At 49.9% G+C, this 22,555-nt stretch carries 27 protein-coding genes and 1 pseudogene; 16 read left to right on the top strand and 12 right to left on the bottom strand.

Going from position 1 to position 22,555, the window contains the following annotated elements; translation table 11 throughout:
* Positions 1-45: 45 nt before the first annotated feature.
* Together E5336_RS08735 and E5336_RS08740 are read right to left on the bottom strand one after the other, a co-directional pair.
* A complete protein-coding gene (locus E5336_RS08735) occupies positions 46-1,200 on the bottom strand; it encodes a pyridoxal phosphate-dependent aminotransferase (RefSeq protein ID WP_135980797.1) in 1,155 nt (384 codons plus the stop codon).
* The gene (locus tag E5336_RS08740; RefSeq protein ID WP_135980739.1) at positions 1,200-1,694 is read right to left on the bottom strand and encodes an Lrp/AsnC family transcriptional regulator; all 495 of its coding nucleotides are present in this window, start codon (positions 1,692-1,694) and stop codon (positions 1,200-1,202) included. The genes E5336_RS08735 and E5336_RS08740 overlap by 1 nt, the downstream gene beginning before the upstream one ends.
* Positions 1,695-1,853: 159 nt before the next feature.
* Between E5336_RS08740 and gap the strand changes: the two genes are divergently transcribed.
* The 12 genes from gap (at position 1,854) to rnr (ending at position 10,591) form a co-directional block, all read left to right on the top strand.
* Complete coding sequence (gap, locus tag E5336_RS08745) at positions 1,854-2,870, top strand: type I glyceraldehyde-3-phosphate dehydrogenase (RefSeq protein ID WP_135980740.1); 1,017 nt, start codon at positions 1,854-1,856, stop codon at positions 2,868-2,870.
* A 124-nt stretch (positions 2,871-2,994) separates the two neighbouring features.
* The gene (locus E5336_RS12440) at positions 2,995-3,171 is read left to right on the top strand and encodes a hypothetical protein (protein WP_168353619.1); all 177 of its coding nucleotides are present in this window, start codon (positions 2,995-2,997) and stop codon (positions 3,169-3,171) included.
* A complete protein-coding gene (gene cysS, locus E5336_RS08750) occupies positions 3,168-4,505 on the top strand; it encodes a cysteine--tRNA ligase (protein WP_135980741.1) in 1,338 nt (445 codons plus the stop codon). The genes E5336_RS12440 and cysS overlap by 4 nt, the downstream gene beginning before the upstream one ends.
* Entirely contained in the window at positions 4,505-4,894 is a 390-nt protein-coding gene (locus E5336_RS08755; protein ID WP_135980742.1) for a ribonuclease III domain-containing protein, read from the top strand. The genes cysS and E5336_RS08755 overlap by 1 nt, the downstream gene beginning before the upstream one ends.
* Positions 4,891-5,616, top strand: coding sequence for a 23S rRNA (guanosine(2251)-2'-O)-methyltransferase RlmB (gene rlmB, locus E5336_RS08760; protein WP_135980743.1), 726 nt, complete (start codon positions 4,891-4,893; stop codon positions 5,614-5,616). The genes E5336_RS08755 and rlmB overlap by 4 nt, the downstream gene beginning before the upstream one ends.
* A 4-nt stretch (positions 5,617-5,620) precedes the next feature.
* On the top strand, positions 5,621-6,226 hold the full coding sequence (locus tag E5336_RS08765; protein WP_135980744.1) for an RNA polymerase sigma factor: 606 nt from the start codon (positions 5,621-5,623) through the stop codon (positions 6,224-6,226).
* Between the two features lie 38 nt (positions 6,227-6,264).
* Positions 6,265-6,414, top strand: coding sequence for a 50S ribosomal protein L33 (gene rpmG / locus E5336_RS08770; protein WP_135980745.1), 150 nt, complete (start codon positions 6,265-6,267; stop codon positions 6,412-6,414).
* Between the two features lie 11 nt (positions 6,415-6,425).
* Positions 6,426-6,623 carry a preprotein translocase subunit SecE gene (secE, locus tag E5336_RS08775; RefSeq protein ID WP_135980746.1) on the top strand — a complete coding sequence of 66 codons (198 nt, stop codon included), beginning with the start codon at positions 6,426-6,428 and terminating at the stop codon, positions 6,621-6,623.
* 150 nt (positions 6,624-6,773) lie between these two features.
* On the top strand, positions 6,774-7,322 hold the full coding sequence (gene nusG / locus E5336_RS08780) for a transcription termination/antitermination protein NusG (protein ID WP_277820832.1): 549 nt from the start codon (positions 6,774-6,776) through the stop codon (positions 7,320-7,322).
* Positions 7,323-7,346: 24 nt separating this feature from the next.
* Complete coding sequence (locus E5336_RS08785; RefSeq protein ID WP_135980748.1) at positions 7,347-8,132, top strand: HAD-IIA family hydrolase; 786 nt, start codon at positions 7,347-7,349, stop codon at positions 8,130-8,132.
* A gap of 38 nt (positions 8,133-8,170) precedes the next feature.
* On the top strand, positions 8,171-8,401 hold the full coding sequence (gene secG / locus E5336_RS08790) for a preprotein translocase subunit SecG (protein WP_135980749.1): 231 nt from the start codon (positions 8,171-8,173) through the stop codon (positions 8,399-8,401).
* A gap of 45 nt (positions 8,402-8,446) precedes the next feature.
* Positions 8,447-10,591 carry a ribonuclease R gene (gene rnr, locus E5336_RS08795; protein ID WP_135980750.1) on the top strand — a complete coding sequence of 715 codons (2,145 nt, stop codon included), beginning with the start codon at positions 8,447-8,449 and terminating at the stop codon, positions 10,589-10,591.
* A gap of 12 nt (positions 10,592-10,603) precedes the next feature.
* Here the strand turns inward: rnr and E5336_RS08800 are convergent, their stop codons facing one another.
* Entirely contained in the window at positions 10,604-11,419 is an 816-nt protein-coding gene (locus tag E5336_RS08800; protein WP_135980751.1) for a MerR family transcriptional regulator, read from the bottom strand.
* 74 nt (positions 11,420-11,493) lie between these two features.
* Here E5336_RS08800 and E5336_RS08805 point away from each other — a divergent pair, with 74 nt between their 5' ends.
* Entirely contained in the window at positions 11,494-12,117 is a 624-nt protein-coding gene (locus E5336_RS08805; RefSeq protein ID WP_135980752.1) for a GNAT family N-acetyltransferase, read from the top strand.
* Positions 12,118-12,158: 41 nt separating this feature from the next.
* Here E5336_RS08805 and E5336_RS12760 read toward each other — a convergent pair whose 3' ends face one another.
* The 4 genes and pseudogenes from E5336_RS12760 to E5336_RS08820 all read right to left on the bottom strand — a co-directional run bounded on the left by E5336_RS12760 (position 12,159) and on the right by E5336_RS08820 (position 15,236).
* Positions 12,159-12,917, bottom strand: a complete 759-nt coding sequence (locus E5336_RS12760) for an MATE family efflux transporter (RefSeq protein ID WP_479682361.1) — start codon at positions 12,915-12,917, stop codon at positions 12,159-12,161.
* A gap of 80 nt (positions 12,918-12,997) precedes the next feature.
* Positions 12,998-13,549: pseudogene (locus tag E5336_RS12610) on the bottom strand (MATE family efflux transporter); the annotation flags it as partial.
* A 137-nt stretch (positions 13,550-13,686) separates the two neighbouring features.
* Complete coding sequence (locus E5336_RS08815; protein WP_135980753.1) at positions 13,687-14,457, bottom strand: Cof-type HAD-IIB family hydrolase; 771 nt, start codon at positions 14,455-14,457, stop codon at positions 13,687-13,689.
* Positions 14,454-15,236, bottom strand: coding sequence for a Cof-type HAD-IIB family hydrolase (locus E5336_RS08820; protein ID WP_135980754.1), 783 nt, complete (start codon positions 15,234-15,236; stop codon positions 14,454-14,456). Before E5336_RS08820 ends, E5336_RS08815 begins: the two co-directional genes overlap by 4 nt.
* A 289-nt stretch (positions 15,237-15,525) precedes the next feature.
* On the opposite strand from E5336_RS08820, the gene E5336_RS08825 reads away from it, so the two are divergent.
* Together E5336_RS08825 and fusA are read left to right on the top strand one after the other, a co-directional pair.
* On the top strand, positions 15,526-16,197 hold the full coding sequence (locus E5336_RS08825; protein WP_135980755.1) for an ankyrin repeat domain-containing protein: 672 nt from the start codon (positions 15,526-15,528) through the stop codon (positions 16,195-16,197).
* A gap of 12 nt (positions 16,198-16,209) precedes the next feature.
* Positions 16,210-18,282, top strand: coding sequence for an elongation factor G (gene fusA / locus E5336_RS08830; RefSeq protein ID WP_135980756.1), 2,073 nt, complete (start codon positions 16,210-16,212; stop codon positions 18,280-18,282).
* A gap of 48 nt (positions 18,283-18,330) precedes the next feature.
* Here fusA and E5336_RS08835 read toward each other — a convergent pair whose 3' ends face one another.
* The gene (locus E5336_RS08835; protein ID WP_168353620.1) at positions 18,331-18,870 is read right to left on the bottom strand and encodes a TetR/AcrR family transcriptional regulator; all 540 of its coding nucleotides are present in this window, start codon (positions 18,868-18,870) and stop codon (positions 18,331-18,333) included.
* A 112-nt stretch (positions 18,871-18,982) separates the two neighbouring features.
* Here E5336_RS08835 and E5336_RS08840 point away from each other — a divergent pair, with 112 nt between their 5' ends.
* On the top strand, positions 18,983-19,843 hold the full coding sequence (locus tag E5336_RS08840; RefSeq protein WP_135980758.1) for a DegV family protein: 861 nt from the start codon (positions 18,983-18,985) through the stop codon (positions 19,841-19,843).
* Between the two features lie 9 nt (positions 19,844-19,852).
* On the opposite strand, the gene E5336_RS08845 is transcribed toward E5336_RS08840, so the two are convergent.
* The 4 genes from E5336_RS08845 to E5336_RS08860 form a co-directional block, all read right to left on the bottom strand.
* Positions 19,853-20,437, bottom strand: a complete 585-nt coding sequence (locus E5336_RS08845) for a TetR/AcrR family transcriptional regulator (RefSeq protein ID WP_135980759.1) — start codon at positions 20,435-20,437, stop codon at positions 19,853-19,855.
* Positions 20,434-21,012, bottom strand: a complete 579-nt coding sequence (locus E5336_RS08850; RefSeq protein WP_135980760.1) for a TetR/AcrR family transcriptional regulator — start codon at positions 21,010-21,012, stop codon at positions 20,434-20,436. Before E5336_RS08850 ends, E5336_RS08845 begins: the two co-directional genes overlap by 4 nt.
* A 176-nt stretch (positions 21,013-21,188) precedes the next feature.
* The gene (gene cptIN / locus E5336_RS08855) at positions 21,189-21,701 is read right to left on the bottom strand and encodes a type III toxin-antitoxin system CptIN family toxin (RefSeq protein WP_135980761.1); all 513 of its coding nucleotides are present in this window, start codon (positions 21,699-21,701) and stop codon (positions 21,189-21,191) included.
* A gap of 263 nt (positions 21,702-21,964) precedes the next feature.
* Positions 21,965-22,444: an LURP-one-related/scramblase family protein gene (locus E5336_RS08860; protein WP_135980762.1), complete on the bottom strand. Its 480-nt coding sequence runs from the start codon at positions 22,442-22,444 to the stop codon at positions 21,965-21,967.
* Positions 22,445-22,555 lie beyond the last annotated feature (111 nt).

Here is a 22,555-nt window from a genome sequence, read left to right on the forward strand (position 1 = left end):
ACGCGGCGTAAGAACCAAAAATTTCTTACGCTGCGTTTTCTTTTTTTAAATGCGCTTCAGGAAGGCCTCAATGCGGTCACAGCCCTCTTTAATGTCATCCAGGGAACATGCATACGACATTCGCATGAATCCTTCTCCATGCTCGCCAAATGCGTTTCCGGGGACACAGGCGACATGCTGGTCTTCGAGAAGACGGGAACAAAACGTTTCGCTATCCAGTCCGGTTCCGGAAATGTTAGGAAATACGTAAAAAGTCCCTTTCGGCATATTGGTTTTTAAGCCCATCCGGTTAAGCCGGCTTACCAGCAAATTACGCCGGTTCAAGTACTCCGCTTTCATGCTAGACACATCCGGAAGTCCATGAAGAAGCGCTTCGATCGCGGCGTATTGCGCCGGTGTAGGAGCGGACATGATAATGTATTGATGAATCTTTGTCATTTGCGAACTCAAAAACGGATTCGACAAAACGTAGCCTAAACGCCATCCGGTCATCGCGAAGGCTTTGGAAAAGCCATTGATGACAATGACCTGATCACGAATTTCAGGGAACTGCGCCAACGACGCGAATTCGCCATCAAAAGTAAGCTCCGCGTAGATTTCATCGGAAATCACGTAAATTCCGGCTTCCAAAATGATGGGCACGAGCTTTTCATAGTCTTCGCGCGTCATGACCCCTCCGGTTGGATTGCTTGGAAAATTGAGGATGATCGCTTTTGTTTTAGGGGAAATCGCCGCCAGCAGCGCTTCCGGTTTGAGCTTAAACTCGTTTTCCTCTGTCAAGGTAATCGGGACCGGGATCGCTTTCGCCATTTCCACAGCGGGTAAATACGCCACATAGTTTGGATCCATGACGATGACTTCATCGCCTTCCTCCACCAAGGTGCGCATCGCCAAGTCGATGCCTTCCGATCCGCCAACAGTCACGACGATTTCTTTTTCGGGATCGTAAAACTGGTTGTAGCGCACTTCGTGAAATTCCGCGATCAGTTTTCGAAGCTCCAGCAAGCCGCGGTTGGCTGTATAGTGCGTTTTGCCTTTGGAAAGGGAATACACCGCGTTTTCGCAAATGTGCCACGGCGTGTCGAAATCGGGCTCGCCGACACCAAACGAAATCACGTTTTCCATCGTGTTGGCCAAATCAAAAAATTTTCGGATTCCACTCGGCTTCAGCTTTTCGATCGTTGGGTTGATTGGCTTCATCATGGAGTCACCACCAATCGGTTCGGCTCATCGTTTTCGGCGTCTTTCATGATGATGCCGTTGGTTTTGTACTGCTTGAGAACAAATAAGGTTTTCGTGCTGCGCACATCTTCCACGCAGGCGATTTTGTCTGAAACAAAGCGGGCTACTTCAAACATCGTTCTACCTTGCACCAGGCAGAGGAAGTCACAGTCGCCCGACAACAAGTACATCGTGTCGATTTCGGGGTAATTGGCGATTTTCATCGCCGTTTTGTCGTATCCTTTATGGCGTTGCGGCACGCAGTCCACTTCGATAAAAGCCATGACTTTTTCATTTTTCAAAGCCCGGTTGTAGTTGATGACCGTGTGGTAGCCGCAAATGATCTTTTCGTCTTCCAGGCGCTGTATTTCTTCTTTGACTTCGGTTTCCTCTTCCAGAAGAATGTCCGCCAGATCACGCGAGGTGAGTCTCGCGTTGTTTTCAAGAAGGTCGAGCAGGACATTTGTGTTCATATAAATTCCTCCTTTTTCAATCATTTTACATGATTTACATTTATTGTCAAAACTTTGCATATGAACTTGAAAACGCTCTCAATTCCCCGATTAACATTGACAATTAATTCACATACTTCTATAATTACAGTGAATTAAATAAAAGGAGGATTTACTGACATGACAGTAAAAGTTGCAATCAACGGTTTTGGACGTATCGGACGTTTGGCGTTCCGTCAAATGTTTGACGATCCGAACTATGAAGTAGTTGCGATCAACGATTTGACGAGCCCGGATATGCTGGCCCATTTGTTGAAATACGATTCGACACAGGGAACTTACAAATTGGCCGACACAGTAGAGGCTGGTGAAGATTCGATTACAGTTGACGGAAAGAAAATCACCATCTACAAAGAAGCAGACGCTTCCAAACTGCCTTGGAAAGATCTTGGTGTAGACGTAGTTCTTGAATGTACAGGATTCTACACTTCGAAAGCAAAAGCACAGGCTCATATCGACGCTGGTGCGCGTAAAGTCGTAATTTCGGCTCCAGCCGGAAACGATCTTCCTACAGTTGTTTACAATGTTAACCAGGAAGTATTGAAACCATCGGATCAGATCATCTCTGCGGCAAGCTGCACGACGAACTGCCTTGCTCCTATGGCAAAAGCATTGAACGATCTTGCTCCAATCAAAGGCGGAATCATGACAACGGTTCACGCTTACACTGGCGACCAGATGACTTTGGATGGTCCTCAGAGAAAAGGCGACAAACGTCGTAGCCGCGCGGCAGCTGTAAACATCGTTCCAAACTCGACAGGTGCTGCCAAAGCGATCGGTCTTGTTATTCCTGAATTGAACGGAAAACTGATCGGTTCCGCACAGCGTGTTCCTGTTCCTACAGGTTCGACGACTTTGCTCGTTGCAGAAGTTGAAGGCGCCGTTACTGTTGATCAAGTAAACGAAGCCATGGCCGCTGCACAAACTGAATCTTTCGGATACAACACGGAAGAAATCGTTTCGAGCGACGTTATCGGTATGAAATACGGATCCCTGTTCGACGCAACACAAACAATGTGCACGCCTACAGGAGACGGAAACACACTTGTTCAGGTCGTTAGCTGGTACGACAACGAAAACTCCTACACGAGCCAGATGGTTCGTACAATCAAATACTTCTCTGAATTAGGCGACTAATTCCGGGTTGGAGATTGCTTAAAAGGCATCGAATCGTTCTCGATGCCTTTTTTTTGCCGTGGAACCATTCTTGAAAAATGAAAGGGACTAAGGTATTCTAAAAGAATGAATGTGAGGTCAGATTATGCCGTTAAAACAACGATTAACCGATGAAGACCGCGACGAGATCACCAAAGACGTGGACGATCTTGACGCCAATTATATCCAACAAATGAAAGAAGCTGGAATCGACGAAGATCTGCTCCAGCAATTTAAAGATTTAACAATCGAACTCGGACAGGAAAGAGGGAATAAAGGATGAAGCTTTACAACAGCTATACTCAAACGATCGAACCGCTTCAGCCAATCGAAGAAGGAAAGGTTTCCATGTATGTATGCGGACCTACCGTGTACAACTATCCACACATTGGCAATGTGCGTCCGATCATCGTATTCGATACATTGAAAAAGGCGCTTCAGGCGCAAGGAATGGACGTGACCTACGTGTCGAACTATACGGATGTCGACGACAAGATCATCAACACCGCGATTGAAAACAACACGACCGAAAAAGAAATCACCGCCAAGTTTATCGAGGCGTACGACCAGACCCGCGCCGACCTCCATGCCGACCGCCCGGATGTCGCGCCCAAAGTCACAGACACGATGGACGAAATCATCGCGTTTATCCAAAACCTCGTTCAAGCCGGCGCCGCCTATGAAGTGGATGGCGATGTGTATTACCGCGTCGATTCCAACGAGAAGTATGGCGAGCTTTCTCACCAAAAAGTCGAGGACTTGATGGTAGGCGCGCGCATCGACGAAAACGAGAAAAAGGAAAACCCACTGGATTTCACCCTTTGGAAAAAAACGGATAAGGGCATCCAATGGGACTCGCCTTGGTCGAAAGGAAGACCGGGATGGCATACGGAATGCGTCGTCATGATCAACGATGTGTTCCAGAAGCCGCTGATCGACATTCATGGCGGCGGACTGGATTTAAAATTTCCGCACCATGAAAACGAAATCGCGCAAAACGAGTCGCTGCACCACACGCATCTGGCGAACATGTGGGTATACAACGGAATGATCAACATCGACGGAATCAAAATGAGCAAGTCGCTCGGCAATGTCTGGTGGGCAAAAGATCTTATCGCTCTGTATGGAGGAAACGTGATTCGCTGGGTTATGATTTCCGCCCAGTACCGCGCTCCGTTGAATTTGAATGAAAAAGCGTTTGAAAGCGCACAAAAAGAGCTTAAAAAGATTTTCACGGCTTACAAGCAGGCCAAGATCCTGCTGCAAGTCAACGAGGAATCCACAACCGATGCGACGCTGGACAGCGGACTGTGGCAACCGTTTATCGACGCGCTCAACGACGATTTAAACACGCCAAATGCAATCACAGCCGTGCTGGAATGCGTGAAAAAGATCAATCAGACCCAGCGTCAGAAGCCGCTGGATTGCGCCGCGCTGGCCGCGCAAACCGCGACGCTGGAAAAGATGATGGACGTTTTAGGCATCTGTCTGGAATTTGTGCACATGACGGCGGAAGACAAAGCCGTTTACCGGGCGTGGAAAGAAGCCGTCCAGGAAAAAAACTACGAACAAGCCGATTTGTACCGGGCCCAGCTGCTGGAAAAAGGGATTCTCTAATGGAAATCGTTACCGAAAACGCCACGAGTCTTGCCTGGATGGGGGACGCGGTAATGACCTTGGCGGTGCGTCGTCATTTGCTTGATCTTGGATTTTCCAAAGCCAACGTTCTGCAAAAAAAGAGCGCGAAAATCAACAGCGCCAAAGGGCAGGCGGCCATTTTGGCCCAGCTGGAGAAAGAGAATTTTTTCAATGAAGAGGAAAAGGAAATCCTTCGACGCGGACGGAACGCCACGATCCACTCGAAGGCGAAAAACGCCGACGGAAAGACGTATCTGCGTTCTACAGCGCTGGAAGCCGTGATCGGATACTTGTATTTGTACAAACACGAAGATCGAATGGACCAGCTCATAAAACGCATCATAGAACTAGGAGATACAATACAATGATCGTATATGGGAAAAACGTTTTTAATCAAATCAAAGAAGATCCTCAACAAATCCAGGAAGTGTACGTTTTAAACAACATCAAAGACCAGAGCGTGCTGAAGGCGGTTCGCCAGCTGAAGTGCCCGGTCAAGACCGTGTCGCGAAAAGAGCTGGAAAAAATGACAGACCAGGGCATTCACAACGGAATCGCGGCCAAGGTAAAAGACATCCCCACCTACACGCTCGACGAGCTGCTGCAACGAAAAAAAGGAGATCGTCCGGGATTGTACGTGGCGCTTGACAACATTCAGGACCCGCACAATGTAGGCTCGATTTTGCGAAGCGCCGACTGCACCGGCGTGGATGGCGTCATTTTATGCAAACACAACAGCGCTGGTCTGACGCCGACCGCCATCAAGGCGAGCACGGGAGCGGCCTACACCGTCCCGGTCGCCATTGTCAACAACCTCTCCCAGGCATTAAAACAAATGAAGGAAGCCGGTTATTGGGTGGCAGGCGCCGATATGGACAACGCCCGCGATTATCGCGAAGGTATGTACGACTCCCCGACCGTGCTTGTGATCGGGTCCGAAGGAAAAGGCATTTCACCGCTGGTCAAAAAGCAATGCGACTATATGGTCAAACTGCCGATGGTTGGCTCGATTTCCTCCCTGAACGCTTCGGTTGCCTGCGCCGTGCTCCTCTACGAAATTTTGAATCAGCGCCAGCCGGTCAAGAGGTAGTCGTTTGAAAGACAACATCAACGAGCTGATTTACCGTTATTTCCAAAAAGACGAGGAAGCGCTGGCTGAATTGATCGCCATGTTGCGTCCGGGCGTGATGAACGTGTACCAAAAAAAGATGGAATACAAAAAAACCGAGCCGGTTTACCGGGAGGAGTTTTTGAGCATGGCCGATTTGCTTTTGGTCGATTGTCTGGAAAAATACCGGTACGACCACAAGGTGTCGTTTTTAACGTTTTATTTGCGGGCGCTCCACAATCGCCTGATTGACGCGGGCCGGACGGCGTTTCGAAACGATCCGCTCCTCACGCAGGAGCACATCGTGTATTTGGACCGGCGTCCGGGTGAGGACGCCAGCGTTTCCATGCAGGATCTGATCGAGGATCGCAGCGCGAGCAGCGGCAGGCTGATCACAAGCAAAATCAGCCTGGAGATGGCTTTGGAAAAAATTGATTTGAAGCCGCTTCAAAAGCAGGCGGTTCGAATGTATTTGGATGGATATTCGCAGCGGGAGATCGCGCGTCATTGTGGTTGTTCAATCAAGTCCATTCGACGGCTCCTGGAAAAATTTGAAGCTTTCAGTCGCCAGGAATTGACAGTGGATGAATAATCATTGTATATTATTATGATGTAAGGAGCGTGATTTATATGGCTGAAAAGGTTACTTTGACTTGTACAGAATGCTTTTCGAGAAATTACTCGACTTCAAAAAACAAGAAAACAAGCACGCAACGTCTTGAAATGAGAAAGTTTTGTCCAAAATGCGGGAAGCACACTTTGCACCGCGAAACGAAATAGAGGGAAAGATCATGAGCAACGAAAAAAAAGAATGGACGTATTCTCCAAAAGGAGTCTGGTCCGAATTGAGAAAGGTCCAGTGGCCTACGTTTAAAGAATTGATGGGAACAAGCGGTTCCGTGATCCTGTTCACGGTTTTATTTGGCTTGTACTTCTTTCTTTGCGAGCTGGCGTCGTCCAGTCTTGTCAGCTGGATCGTAGGACTCTAAACCAAAGAGCGCCGACCGCGCTCTTTTTCGAATGGAAAAGAAAAAGGGAATCCATATGGATTTTTCCATGAATACGATATAATGGAAACGGTCAAGAAGCAGCCGGCTGAAGACGAGGCTGCATGAATATAAGGAATGGAGCAGAACAACATGGATAGTAATTTAAAAAAAGAGTGGTATGTCGTCAACACATACGCAGGACAGGAAAACCGCGTAAAGGAAAATCTGGAGCGCCGTATTAAAACAATGGGCCTGGAAGATTCCTTGTTTCAAGTCGTTGTCGCCGAGGAAAAAGTAACGGAATACAAAAACAACAAAAAAGTGGAAAAGACTCACAACTTGTTTTCCGGGTACGTGCTCGTGCAAATGATCATGACCGACGAGGCGTGGTACGTCGTGCGAAACACGCCAGGCGTGACCGGATTTATCGGATCCAGCGGAAAGGGCGCCAAGCCGTTCCCTGTTTCGCAGGAAGAAATTGATTCCGTTCTTTCCAGACTTGGAAAGCTGGAGCACAAACGGGAAGTCGACTTCAAGGTAGGCGACACCGTTCGTATTTTGCGTGGTGGTTTTGAAGACTCCGAAGGTGAAATCGTGGCGATGAACGACGAAAAGGAAGAAGCAACCGTTCTCGTGATTTTCGCCAACCGCGAAACGCCAACCGACATTTCCTATGCCGATATCGAGAAAGTCGCCTAGACTTTCTTTTTAGGGAGAGTGAACATGAAGACAATCGTATTGGACCTGGATGGAACGATGTATCGGGGGACGCAGCCCATCGAAAGCGCCAAAGCGTTTATCGACCTGTGCGCGGCCCGGAATGTTCCGTATGTGTTTTTGACAAACAACTCGATGCGCACGCGCCAGGAAAACGCCCAGCACATGCTGGACATGGGCTATGAGCATGTGGAAGCCGGCCAGTTTTTCAATTCCGCGATGGCGAGCGCCCGCTACGTGCGAAAAAGTGAAACCGGACGAAAAGCTTGTTTTATTGGAAAAAACGGCATGAAAGAGGCGTTGCTGGACGAAGGGTTTGAACTCGTCGACCACGATCCGGATTTCGTGTTTATCGGATTAAACAAAGAGATGGACTACGCCGGATACTCGCGAATGCTTGGTCATCTTTTGAACGGAGCGAAACTGATTGGCACGAATACCGACCGCATCCTGGCCAAGGAAAACGGCTTCGAGGTCGGGAACGGCTCGGTCGTCGCGCTTTTTGAATACGCCACCGGGCAAAAGTCGCCGCAAATCGCCAAGCCGTACGCGCCGATTCTCGATTTATGTCTGGAGCATTTCGGACTGGACAAGGAAAGTATCATCCTTGTGGGCGACAACTTGGAAACCGATATTGCTTTGGGGTACAATACGGGTGTAGAAACGTTTCTTGTCGAAACGGGTGTCCATCGTCGGGAAGACGTGGAGCGCCTGGGAATTTATCCGACCCACGTCGGTCAAAGTTTAATGGATTTTGATTGGAATTGGCTGGAAAACGACGAGGAATGCTGATACAATTAGAAAGTTAGTGGAAAGAGTGGAATAAAACTATGGAACAAACATTAGACATACTATTAATGGTCTTATCAGGAATTATTATTATTTTGACACTGCTTCAAGGTGGAAAATCCGATGGTCTTTCTTCCGCGTTTACCGGAAGCGGGGACTTGAACTTGTTCGCCGTGACAAAAGAACGAGGACCGGAAAAGGTTATCAGCCGCGCCACACTCGTGTGCGGGATCCTCTTTTTCGCACTTGTTATCGCACTGCAAATTGTGTAATTCAAAAGGCCGGCAGGCCTTTTTTCTTTGAAAAGGAGGAACATCATGCGTCAGGAAATCAATGCACTGCTACAAAAAAATGAAAAGATGACGCTTCAACAAATCGAGCAGGCGCTCGATTTGCATACAAGCGCCCAAATCAAGGAATTGATGGAAACGCTTCAAACGCTTGAAGATGAAAGAAAAATTTATAACGACCACACCCATTATATTTGGATCGACAACGACCAGTATTTTATTGGGCGGGTCAAAGACGTTTCGAAATTCGAGCTGGCCATCATCAATCCGGAAGGGAAAATTTACGTTCCAAAATCCAACGCGAAAGATGCGTTTGACCGCGACGAGGTTCTTGTCCACAAGACAAAAGAAGGCAATCGGGTCGTTCACATTTACTCGCGTGGCGTGAAAAACATCACCGGAACGTTTTATCGGGACCGGGATGGATGGCGCTTCCGCTCGGATGTCGATTTGCATACCTCCTTTAAAGTGACAAACCTAAAACAATTCTCGTTGTCCAACAACGTGAAAGCGGTCGTGGAAATCGAAAAATACTCGCGTCCGCTGGAAGTGAAAATCATTCGACTCATCGGCCCGGCCAACGAAGCCGGCGTCGATGTGACCGCGCTGCTTTACGAAAACGAAGTCCGTCAGGAATTCCCGGAACCCGTCATTGAACAAGTCAAAGAAGTGAGCGACCATGTGACGGAATCCGAATGCCAAGGACGAACCGACTTCAGAGATTTGCTGACCGTCACCATCGACGGCGACGATTCGAAAGACTTCGACGACGCGATCTCGCTGGAAAAAACGAAAGACGGATACCGTCTGTATGTCCATATCGCCGATGTATCCCATTATGTGCAGGAAAACAGCGCGCTCGATCAGGAGGCGTATTTGCGGGGAACGAGCGTGTATGTCGTGGACCGCTGCGTCCCGATGCTTCCATTTGAGCTAAGCAACGGCATCTGCTCCTTGAACCCGGACGTGGATCGCCTCACCTTGTCTTGCGTGATGGATATCGACAACAACGGAAAAGTCGTCAAATACGATATCGTGCCTTCCATCATCCATTCCGACAAACGGTGTACCTACAACAACGTCAACCGTGTGCTGAAAGGGGACACGGAAGTGCAGGCGGAATACGCGGACGTCAAAGAAATGCTGCTGAACTTTGAACAGCTGACGAAGCTGCTTCAAAAACAAACGAAAAACCGCGGCTCAATCAACTTTTCAACGAAAGAGCCGAAAATTATTTTGAATAAAAAAGGAAAGCCAATCGACGTTCAGGTCAAAGAGCGCGGCTACGCCGAGCAAATGATCGAAGAAGCGATGGTGCTCGCCAACGTGTGCGTGGCCAACTATTTGAACCAGCACAAGTTCCCGGGCGTGTTCCGGGTTCACGAAAAACCAGATCCGGAAAAAGTCGAAACGCTGTATCAAATCGCGAAAGTGTTCAATGTGCCGGCTGATTTGCCAAAAGATGTCAGCGCGTTGGAAATCCAGCGGTTCCTGGAAACGATTGACGACGAAACAGCGCAAGAAGTGCTTTCGCTTGTCGCGCTGCGCACGATGCAAAAAGCCCGTTACGACGCGGACTGCATCGGTCATTTCGGATTGGCGCTCGACGAGTACTGCCATTTCACGTCGCCGATTCGCCGTTACTCGGATCTAGTCGTGCACCGGATGCTGCGCCGTTACTGCTTCGACAAAAACAAGGACGCCCGCCAATACGAGAAGGACAAGCTGAAAGTCCGCACGCAATCCGCCCATATTTCTGAAAAGGAAAAAGACGCGGTCAACGCGGAACGGACGGTCAACGACTACAAGATGGCGCAATTTATGGAAAACAAAATCGGACAGAAGTTTTTAGGAACGATTATCAGCGTCATGAATTTTGGTTTCTTCGTTGAACTGGATAACACGATTGAAGGTCTTGTCCCAATGCATACGCTCATGGACGACTACTATAACTACGACGAGGATACGATGTCGCTTGTTGGCGAAAACAACGGCAAAGTATTCCAAATCGGGCAAAAAATCAACGTGCTTTGCACCGATGTGGACGCCGCCAAAGGACAGGTGACGTTCGGAATCGAACAAAACAGCACCCGCAAGGCGAAGGAAATTCCATTTGAAAAGAAATTTCCAAAACGGGGCCGTGAAAAAGCCAAAGCCGGCGCGAAACGCTAAAAAAGACCACGCTTAGTCGTGGTTTTTTTCATGGAGGATCGGAATGAAAATGCACGTCACATACTCGTCCATGGAAGCGATGGCGAACTCGTTCAAGCCAAACTCGTACGCGTTGGTGCCAAGGGTGAGGCGGTTGGCTTTCACGAACGAGAGAATGCGCTCGTAAAACGAGGGCAGCTCGTTCCAGTCGCCTTTGTGGCACGCGAAGACATAGGGACCCTCAGGAAGGGACACGCATTCATGATCGGGCGCGTCGTCCAGCGCGATCGAGTAAATGCCGTCGTAGGTTTGCCAGTCGTGCGCCATGATCTTGTTGACGCGGATGTACTCGCCCATGCCCATGCGGATTTGCGCGCTGCCCCAGTTTTCTTTCGCCAGCGCGTACACTTGTTCGATGTCGTTTTGATCGTAGTGGAACGGGAGCACGCGCAGCCGCATAGCCGGAAGCGTTCGGACCTCGATGGTGGAATGGACAAGCTGATCATAAAACGAAAGACGGCGTTTTAAAGACTCGAGGACGTTTTGCGTTTCTTTGAGTTTTCGAATGGCCGCTTCCACCTCGGTTTGTTTTTGGGTGAGGATGGAAAGCAAGGCGTCGGCGTTGGGATGGCGCTGGTACGCCCGAATCTCGTCGATGCGCATGCGCAGCTCTTTGAGCATCTGGATGTATTCAAAGTCGATATTTTGCCGGAAATCGTACAGGCGGTAGCCGTTTTCACTTTTCGTGTTGGGCGAAAACAAGCCGATCTCGTCATAGTAATGCAATGTGCGCTTATTGACATCGTGCAGACGGGCGAATTGGGAAATCGTCATTTTTTTATCGTTCATCTCTGTTTCTCCTCTTGACTTTACAGTTACTGTAACCTTTATGATGGGTTTGTCAAGAAAAAGGAGGATAAACGATGGCAGTTTATTTTAGACAATACAAGGAACAGGATTTCGAAGCGCTCGAAGACATTGTGCGAAAGACGTGGCACTACGACGATTTATGCTCGCCCAAAACGGCGAAACAGCTTGCGCGCGTCTTCCTGACGAGCTGTTTGACGAACTACACGTTTTCGCGGGTGGCAATCGTGGACGGGGAAGTGCAAGGCGTGATTTTGGTCAAAGACGCGGCGAGCCACCGGCCAACGTTTCAAAGTTGCTGGCGGCAGTCCATGGCGATCTTTCGACTGCTTCTGAGCGCGGAAGGAAGAAAAGTCATGGACATTTTTGGCTCGGTCAGCCGTGTGGACGAGGAGCTGCTAAAGGAAGCCGGAACGAAATACGCCGGCGAGCTGGCGTTGTTCGCGTTGAGCGAGTCGTGCCGGGGACAGGGCATCGGGAAAAGGCTGTACGAGGAAGGGATGCGTTATCTTTCGTACAACGGGGTGGACAACTTTTACTTGTTTACGGACACGTCGTGCAATTATGGCTTTTACGAGCATCAGGGCTTGAAGCGGCGCGTCCAGCGGCAAAAGGAAGTTGTCGTCAACGGGATGAAGCAGGGGATGAATTTCTTCATTTACGACAACGTGCAAGGATAGGAAAAAGCTGTGCGCAACGAGGCGTACAGCTTTTTGCCTACTCAATCGGAAGATAGCTGGCGATTGATGCGCCAAACCGCGACCGCCACAAAACAGCCAGTCACCGCGTCGGCAAGCGGCATGGAGAACAGCAGTCCCGTCAATCCAAAAAAGCAAGGAAGCAGCAGGGCGAAACCAATACCGAACACGAGTTCGCGTAAGATAGAAAGAATCGTGGATTGCCACGCTTTGCCCATCGCCTGCAAAAAGATGAATACGGCCTTGTTAAGACAGGCGATCACGATCATGCTAAAATATATTCGAAACGCGCGCAAAGCGAAAGTCGTGTAATAGACGCTTTCGTTGGCGCTTCCAAACAACCGAGCAAGCGGACGCGGAAACAGCTCGGCGACGCAAAACGCCGCGATTCCCACCACGGCTTCGGCAAAAAGAAGCTTGTGGAGAAGCTGTCGGACCCGGTCATAAGCGTTGGCTCCCATATTGTAGCCAACGATTGAATGCATCCCGCCGCCATGCCGATGACAATGCTTATAACGATTTGGAAAAACTTCATGACGATTCCAATGACGGCAATCGGGATCTGGGCGTAAGCAGGATTGGAGAAAACCGGATCGAGCGCGCTGTATTTGCCCGCCATACGGTTGATGACGGCCATGGAGGCGACAATGGAAATTTGCGCAAGAAAGCTCGTCATGCCAAGCTTCAGCGTCCGGAAAATGATCTTTTTTTGCAGGCGAAAGCTCGCCGCAACCAGCTGGATGGTTTGGAAGCGGAGCGCGTAGCCAAACGACAGAAGGCATGTAACGGCTTGCCCGAGAATGGTTGCCATGGCCGCTCCGGCCATGCCCAGATGGAAAGCGAAAATAAAAATCGGATCCAGAACGAGGTTGATCAGCGCGCCGGAAATGGCGGCCATCATGGCGAAGCGCGGACTGCCGTCGGCGCGGATAATGGGATTCATCATTTGTCCAAACATATACAGCGGGATCCCCCAGGTAATGATGGAAAAATATTCTTTGGCGAAAGTGAAGGTGCGTACGTTGACGGCACCGCCAAACATTTTTAAAATCGAGTCGCCAAGCCACAAATATGTCGCAAGAAGAAGCAAAGAGAGAACGGTGTTGACAACGATGGAATTCCCGACAGACACCGCAGCCGATCGTGGCTGCTTGCTTCCAAAAGCGATAGACAAAAAGGCGCAGCAGCCATCGCCAATCATGACGGAAAGCGCCAGCGCGACGACTGTCAACGGAAAAACGACCGTATTTGCCGCGTTGCCGTACGAGCCTAAATACGTGGCGTTGGCGATGAAAATCTGGTCGACGATGTTGTAAAGGGCGCCAATCAGCAAAGAGAGAATGCAGGGAAGCGCGTAGGCGCGCATGAGGACTTCGATTTTCTCCGTCCCAAGAGCAGATTGTGAATGATTCATAAAACCTCCTAAAACGCAAAAAAGCGCAAGCCTGACTAGACTTACGCAAATTTTTTTTTGCTACATGTACCCATTTTATAGCATAAAGCTACATGTACCCATTTTATAGCATAAAAAATGCAGGATTTCAATTTTTTTCAATCGGGAAGCAACCCAAAATGACGCAGCGCGAAGGCCACGCCTTCCTCTTCGACGGTTCGCGTGACGTAATCGGCCGCGTTTTTCAATCCTTCCATCGCGTTGCCCATCGCCACGCCGATACCAGCTTTGCGAAGCATATCCAAATCGTTGAGGCCGTCGCCAAACGCAATCGTCTCCGAAGGCTCGGCGCCAAAATGGCGGGCGACTCGAAGGAGTCCCTGGTCTTTGCCACCATCCTTTGGGATGACGTCCAGACCATAGTCGCACCAGTACGTCACTTTTGTTTGGCGGGTTGCCGGTAAAAGAACCGGCGCGTCGTCGTAGTGCATGCCGACTAGGATTTGATACACCGTCTCCTGGCGCATTTGCTCAAAGCGCGCCAAGTCGACGAGGGAATCGTTGTTGACGTAGCGGCGCAAGTTGGCGTTGGCGAAATTGATCGCCATGCCGTTTTCGGTCGCGAGGCAGACGCCGTATCCTGCCTGTCGCGCGTTGGCGATCACCTGCTCGACTTCCTGCGGATCCATCGGAATTTGAAAGACGCACTCGTCGTTGGCGAAAAACATTTGGCCGTTGAAACATAAAATCCCGTCAAATCGGACATTGTCGAATACGGGAACGACGGAAAGCGGCCGGCCGGTGGCGATGACGAGCTTCACTCCGTTTTTTTGCAGCGCGTTCAAGGCGCGGGCGCAATCGTTTGAAAGGCGGGAAGCGCCAAAGGGCAGCAGCGTGCCGTCGATATCGAAAAAAGCGACTTTGATCATGCGAGCACCTCGAAATGGCGCAGCGCGTAGGCGATCCCGTCCGCTTTGACAGAACGGGTCACAAAGCGAGCCGCCTGCCGGACAGCCGGGGTCGCGTTGCCCATGGAAACCGGAAGACCGACGGCTTGCAGCATTTCCAAATCGTTGTCCCCGTCGCCAAACGCCATCGCCTCGGCTTTGGAAAACCCGAAATACGCCAGAACCTTTTGGACGCTTGCGCCTTTGGAACTGCCTTTGGGAACGAGATCGCTTGCGGTTGGGTACCAGCCAACCATGTCAACGCTTTCTAGTCCGTCGAGAAGAGTTTCTTTTTCCGTAACCGGCATGGCGATCATGCCTTGGTAAATCGGCTGGTCGAGAAACGTTTCCAAATCACGTTCCGGCTCGATGACTTCGCAATGCTGGCGGGCGATCGCCATGTACTCTTCCAAGAGCGGATCGAAAAAAGGGGCGCGCATTTCCTGTTTGGCGGCGAATAAAACCGGCTTGCCGTTTTTTTGGCTCCAATGGCGCAGCTTTTCAATGTCGGCGGGGGAAATCGTGGTTGCGTGGACGATCGTGTCGTGCACGAAGGCGAGGGAACCGTTAAAATGAATCGAAGCGTCCCATTCCACACCGGGGAAGCGGGGCGTGGCGTAAGGCGGCCGGCCGGTGGCTACGACGATTTTGACGCCTTTGTCTTGCAAGGCGCGCAAGGCGAGCATGGTGGAGGCAGACGGCATGTCGGCGCCGTAATCGAGCAGCGTGCCGTCCATATCGAAAAAAACGATTTTGATCATATCTTTTCCTTCTTTCTTGACTTTCAGTCGGTTTCATTATACAGAAAAAAAGTTTGGCGAGCCATATGGTGGAATCGGTAAAAAAAATGTCCTTTCCCGCTCTTGATTTGACGCCAGAATGAGAGCGGTTACAATAGAACCAGTAACAGGAAGAGGTGGTTAAAATGACAAAATACAATGTTGCGAACACATCGAGAATCAATGAAACCGCCTCTTTTTTGAGGCCATAACTGGGATGCGACCAAACCATTCCAGTTTTTTGTTGGAACGTATAGGGAGGAACACAATCATGGATCAAAATTTTAACAAAGTATTTTGGGACGCCTGCGCAAATGGCGATTTCCCGATGGTATGCGCGCAAATCAAGACCGGCGCGGATGTCAACTACCAAAACGGCGACGGCAGAACGGCGCTCATGCGCTCGGCGAAACGCGACCGCAAAGACGTCGTGCAGGTGCTGATCGACAATGGCGCGGACGTGAACGCCTCGGATAATAAAGGAAAGACCGCGCTTATGGCCGCCGCGAAAAAAGGAAACAAAACCATCTGCAAAGCGCTGCTCGATGCCGGCGCGGACGTGAACGCCAAAGACGACAACGGGCGCACGGCGCTGATGCGCGCGGCTCTTCTCGGGCAGGATCGCTGCGTGGAAACGCTGCTGGACTACGGAGCGGACATCAACGCCCAGGACGAGGCAGGACGAAGCGCGCTGATGGAGGCGTGCATCGCGTTCAAACGGGATACGATCGCGATGCTGCTCGAGCGCAACGCGGATGTCAACTTGTTCGACAACAACGGCTGCACGGCGCTGATGCGCGCGGCGTACGGGGGATACCCGTCGCTTGTTGAAAAGCTGCTCGCCTTTGGCGCGGACAAAGATATGGAAGACAAACAAGGAAATGTGGCGCTCGATTACGTGCGCGAACATTGCAGAGCTCAACTTGAGCCGATCTTGAAATAGGAGGAAACCATCATGAAAGACTATTTGAGTTCTGAAGTTAGAAACGTAAGTGTCGTAGGACACAGCGGAGCCGGCAAGACGTCGGTTTTGGAGGCCATGCTTTATTATACCGACGCGACCGACCGGTTCGGAAAAACGAGCGAGGGAAGCTCGCTGATCGACTTTGACGCCGAAGAGATCCGGCGCGGCTTGTCCGTCTACACGTCCATCGTTCCGATCGAATGGGACGGCTGCAAAATCAATTTTATCGACACACCGGGCTATTTGGATTTTATCGGCGAAAAAGAAGCGGGCGAAAAAGTCGGCGACAACGTGCTGATCGTCGTGGACGCCAAAAATCCATTGGAGCCAGGCACGCGTATTTCCTTTAAAAAGGCGATCGCGGACAAGAAGCCGACGATTTTCTTCATCAACAAGCTTGATGAGGAACACACGTCATTTGAAAAAGCGTATTCCGCTCTGCATGAGGAATTTGGAAAGAGCGTCATTCCGTTCGAGGTGCCAATCATTGAAAATGGCGTCTATGTCGGAACGGTCAACATTTTAAAAAACAAAGCGTGGTATCATCACGGACCGAAAGCGTCGGATTCCGTGGCGCAGCCGGTTCCGGAATCCATGCTGGAGGAAGTGGCGATGTACAAAGACCAAATCGCCGAGGCGGTCGCGATGGGCGACGACGAGCTGATGGAAAAATTTTTCTCCGGTGAGGAATTTACCGACGCCGAGTTGACGCGCGGCGTGCGCATTGGCGTTCGCAATGGCGAAATCATTCCGGTTTTCTCCGGCTCCGCGATTGAGTCGCGCGGAATCGGACGATTAATGGATTTGATCGTGACGTATTTCCCGACGTATTCGGAAAAAGGCCTTTACACAGCCACCACGCCAAACGACGTAAAAGTCGAGCTGCTGACGACCGAGCAGGAAGTGCTGACCGCACAAGTGTTCAAGACGATCGTCGATCCTTTTGTCGGACGGATCTCGTACATTAAAGTGCTTTCAGGCGTGCTGGCTTCGGATTCGAGCGTCGTGAACGCGAACAACGGCAAACCGGAAAAAATCGCCCAGATCTTCATTATCAAAGGAAAGCATCAAACCGCGACTGGAAAACTGTTCACGGGCGATATCGGTGCCTTGACCAAGCTGCAAAATACGCAAACCAACGATACGCTTTGCGAAAAAGGCAAACTGCTGATCGCGGATCCGATTTCGTTTACCGAGCCGCTTTACGGGCAGGCCGTCACGCCGAAAACGAAAAATGACGAGGACAAGCTAAGCAATGGTCTGGCCCGCCTTCAAGAGGAAGATCCGACATTCAAAGTCGTACAAAACAAGGAAACGAAGGAAACCGTCATGTATGGTATTGGCGATCAGCATCTGGAAGTGATTGTCAACAAGCTGAAAAACAAATTCAAAGCCGACGTCCTGCTGTCGGATCCAAAAATCACATATCGCGAAACGATCACGAAAACCGCGATCGGCGAGGGGCGCCATAAAAAACAATCCGGCGGTCATGGACAATTCGGACATGTGTTCGTTGAATTCGCGCCGAATCCGGACGCGGAGGAAATGGTTTTCGCCGAAAAGGTGTTTGGCGGCGCCGTTCCAAAACAATACTTCCCGGCTGTGGAAACGGGACTTCGCGAATGCACGGCGGAAGGAACGCTGGCCAACTACAAGATGGTCAATGTGAAAACGACGTTGCTTGATGGAAAATACCACGATGTCGATTCCAGTGAAATGGCGTTCAAGCTGGCGGCACGGCTGGCGTACAAGGACGCGATGGAAAAATGCCGTCCGATCCTGCTTGAGCCGATTATGAACGTGACGGTCCGGGTACCGGATGAGTACACCGGCACGATTATCGGCGACTTGAACAAACGCCGGGGCGCGATCATGGGCATGACGCCGGATGAAAACGACCAGATCATCGAGGCGCAAGTGCCAATGGGTGAAATGGCGCGCTACTCCGTGGAGCTTCGCTCCATGACGCAAGGTCTGGGAACGTACACGATCGAAATGGACCGCTACGATCCGGTTCCGGACAACATCGCGCAGCGCATTATCGCAAACGCGAAAAAAGACTAAGACGAAAAAAAGACGAATCAAAAAGCATTCGTCTTTTTTTGGTGGAGATTAATGGCCAAACGCTTTCTCGCAAATGGCATGCGCTTCCTCGATCAAGTCATTCAATGGCTTCTTTCGACCGCCGTCCTTCCACGCGATGTACAGATTATACAGCATTCCGACGTAGGCGGTCAGTTGGATTTGCAGCTGCGGATCGCGTTGCGGATTCCAGATTTTCCAGGCCAGCGCGGTGAGTTCGTTTAAAAAGAGAATCCCGAAGCCGCATTGAATCAAGCCGTCGATGAAGTCGCGGTACTGATCGAAGTAACGCAAAGAGTGGGCGACGTGGAGAGAGTCGTAAAACGTGCCGCCATGTTGTTGTCCGTTGGCGTGGGTTTGGATATAGTCGCCTAAAATGTCGTGAATGTACGAGGTCAGCACTTCCTCTTTGCTCGTGTAGTTGCGATAAAACGTGACGCGGGACACACCGGCCTTGGCGGTGAGCTCGGAAATCGAAATCGAGGAAAACGGCTTTTCCTTGATGAGTCGCAAAAGCGCCATCACAATGCATTCCCGGGAAAATAAATTGCGCTGGTTTCTTTTTTCCATGTTACACAATCCTTCCTTTCTGTTACTGTTCGCGCGGATCGAATTGAAAATCAATGTGTTCACTGATACACTTTGTAACATATAAAAAAGAAAATGAAAAGAGGAATAGACAATGCGTTACGCAGTAGTGACAGATACGAACAGTGGTTTTACAAGCGAGGAAGCGAAGAAGCACGGTATCGAGCTCATTCCGATGCCAGTCATCATCGACGACCAGACGCGCTATGAAGGCGTGGACATCGACGAGGCAACGTTTTACGACTGGCTTGCTTCCGGACAAAAAGCCACGACGTCCCAACCCGCTCCCGGGGATGTCCTGCGGCAGTGGGATGCGCTGCTGGAAAAAGGCTATGACGCCATCATCCACATTCCAATGACTTCGGGCTTGAGCAATTCCTGTCAAACCGCCACGATGCTCGCCCAGGATTATGATGGAAAAGTGGTGGTGGTGGACGACCACCGGATTTCCATTCCGCTCCAGGAATCCGTTCTCAAAGCGAGAAGGCTGGCCGATGAAGGGATGGATCCGCAAGAAATTAAAAAGATTTTGGAAAGCGATGGATTGCGTTCCTCGATTTATCTGGCGGTCAACACGCTGGAATATTTAAAAAAAGGCGGCCGGATCACGCCGGCGGCGGCTTTGCTTGGCTCCGTGCTTGGCATCAAGCCGATTTTGACGATCCAGGGGGAAAAGCTCGACACGTTTTCCAAGGCGCGCAGCATGCGACGCTGCAAAACGAAAATGATCGAAGCGCTAAAAAAAGACTATGAAGAAAGGTTTTCCATGTTCGACTGGAGCGAATTGTGTGTCGGCGCCGCCGGAACGCGGCTGAGCCAAGCCGAAATCGACGAATGGACCGCCATGCTGCAGGAAGCGTTTCCGAAAACCGTGGTTCGATACGCCCCGCTTTCTTTAAGCATTGGAACCCACACGGGACCGGGTGTCGTGGGATGCGCGATCTGCCTAAAATAAAAAGACGTCTCAAAACGTCTTTTTTTGCTGATGGTCGTCGACTTGCAAAATCGCCGCGAAATCGGCGCGGCATCGGTCGATCAAGTCGAACGCGCCATTGGACATGCACCATTTCAACGCGTAGCCAAGACCGACGTTTCGGCAAGTCAAATAAAGAAGCGCCGGATCACTCGGATTTTTGATTTGTCCTGCTTTCTGGCCTTTTTGAATGGCCTCGATCGTCATCGTGCGGGCTTCGCTCATATAAGGCGGGGCCTCGCTTTTTTCATTGAAATTCAGGATCCAGTAGCGGGAATAGAGCCCGGGTCCCAGCCGGACGCTTTTCTGCATCGTAAAGGTCAATCCGGTGCAAACGATTTCCCAGTAATTGGTCGGGTCCATCGCCCGGATGCAGGCACTCAAATCCTCCACGGTCCCGCGAAAATAATATCGAAGAAGCTGCTCCTTCGAAGTCACGTATTTATAAAACGTCGGTTTGGTGATCCCGCAAGTTTTGCAGATGTCCATGACGGATACCCGGTCGTAGCCCTCTTTAAGGAACATCGCCAAAGCGGTTTGGATAATCAGATTTTTTTTGTCTTCCTGTTTGTTCATCGCACCTCCTCCGGTTCGGCACAAAGAATGGCTTTGAGCCCACTTTGAAACAAATTGTTCATACTTTGGTCAGGATCGGCATACATGCACCGGTAGGCGCCATTGCCAAACGAAAGGGCGATGAGGGAGCTCATCAGGCGATGCGGATCAGACGGATTTTTGATTTGTCCGCTTTCCTGTCCCAGGCGGATCAAATCCTCGATCCACGCGTTGAACCGGAACACGTCGTTGAATGCGCCTTGATATTCTTTCAAGTTGGCGGCGAAGACTTCGGTATACAAGTCGATACCCAATTCCTCCGTATGAAAATAATAAAGATCAAACACGTCGATAATTTGCTGTAGATGATCCGTCGAAGAACCGATATGAAACCATTCCTCCGGGATTTGCGCAGTCAAAGTCGAAGAAAAGTACTTCAAAAGACTGTCTTTTGAATCAATGTACTTGTAAAAGGTCGGTTTCGTGATGCCACAGGCATTGCAAATGTCCATTACCGAGACGGATTTATAGCCCTTTTCACGAAACAGATCAAAAGAAGTGTCAATAATGCGTTGCTTTACGTTGTTTCTTTGCATAGGGGTTTACCTCGGTAAAGTTCTTACCTGTACCTATTTTACCACAGTTAATTGCGAATGAAAACGGAAGAATTCATGGAGTGAAAAAACTTTTCATTTTATGAAAAATGACATAGAAAAGAGAGATCATTTCAAACGACAAAATGGAAAGAGCGAAAACAAACAAAGCGCCCTCATTAAGCGGAAGGCGCTTTGCTTGTTTTCGCTCTTTCGAGCATGTCGTGTTTGATCTTCATTACATTCGAAAATGTGATTCGCTTTCCCTGGCCTTCCAGCAAAAGGATGCGGCGGACTTTCTTGGAAAGTGTTTTCTCAAGCCGATACGGGATCCGTACCGGATAATGGTTGTGATCCATATATTCGTTTTCGATGTAACGTGACGTGATCGGACACATGTTCTGAATCAAAAATGCGCATTCATGACCGAGAATATCTCCAAATACGATCGTGTCGCAACGACCGAATTTTCTTTTTTTCTCTTCTGCGATCCGTTTATATTTCGATATTTTAGAAGAGATAGGGATGAACCATAAGATCTCAGGGTCTGTGGAATCGCGCAAGGCAAAATATGCCGGACGATCATGGACAGCGTTGTTGACGATGATCTTGTTCGGCATCAGACCGGCTTCCGGAAAATCCCGGAAATACGAGTCTTTCATGAAGTAAAAATGATTCTCTTCAACAAACATCGGTAAATCTCCTGGAAGAGCTTCATAAAGAAGCTCTGCATGTGACCACGAGCATTTGTATGCCGCGTCTCGTGCAGCGGCTCACATTTGAACACGAGCATTTATCCATCGCGTCTCGTGCAGCGATACACATGCGGGACCGGAGTCCCATTTTTATTATACTGTGTTTTCGCTCCAAGAAAAGCGGTTTTAAATGAAAAGTTACAGTTTTATTTAATAAACCGAAGTAAAGCTCAGAATTGGTATGATCAAAAAGATACATTTCAACCCTGCGAAGCGGAGTCCTGCAACGCGTCAATCGCCAAAACAAGCATGAGAAGCGGCAACGCGTCTTCCTCCCGCTCGTAATGGATAGAAAAATGGTCGCTCAAGTGCCAAAGCTCGGTTTGAATCGTGCCAACGAGCCCTCCGGCATCGTCGCGCACCTCGTAATCCCAGCCCCACACATTGCCATCCGCCTGCCAGCCCATGTAATTCATAACGAGCTTGGGCCGAAGCAAGGTAAGCTTTTGCTGAATCGTCCCCAGCTTCTCCCCGTTGCGGATGATTTCAAAGCAGGGCAGCAAGGACAGGAAAGCCTGATGGACCAAACCAACCGGCTGGCCATTTCCGTCATAAATCGTGAGTTTCCGGGTCAGAGAAGGCGAGCCTTTGATCGTATACGCGATCGTTCCATCCTCACGTGCCACGTCGTACGTTCCCCATAAAGAAAAAAGCTTTTGCGCGATGTACAAAGAACGCAATTTACCACCACCTTTTTCTCCATCATCGGCGATAAAAGGTGTCTTGTCAAATTTTTTTCTTCAAATCCGGAAGAAAAGGTATAATAAAAGGCAAACAAAGGAGGAGAAAAA

It is taken from the genome of Dubosiella muris (assembly GCF_004793885.1).
Taxonomy (GTDB): Bacteria; Bacillota_I; Bacilli_A; order Erysipelotrichales; family Erysipelotrichaceae; genus Dubosiella; species Dubosiella muris.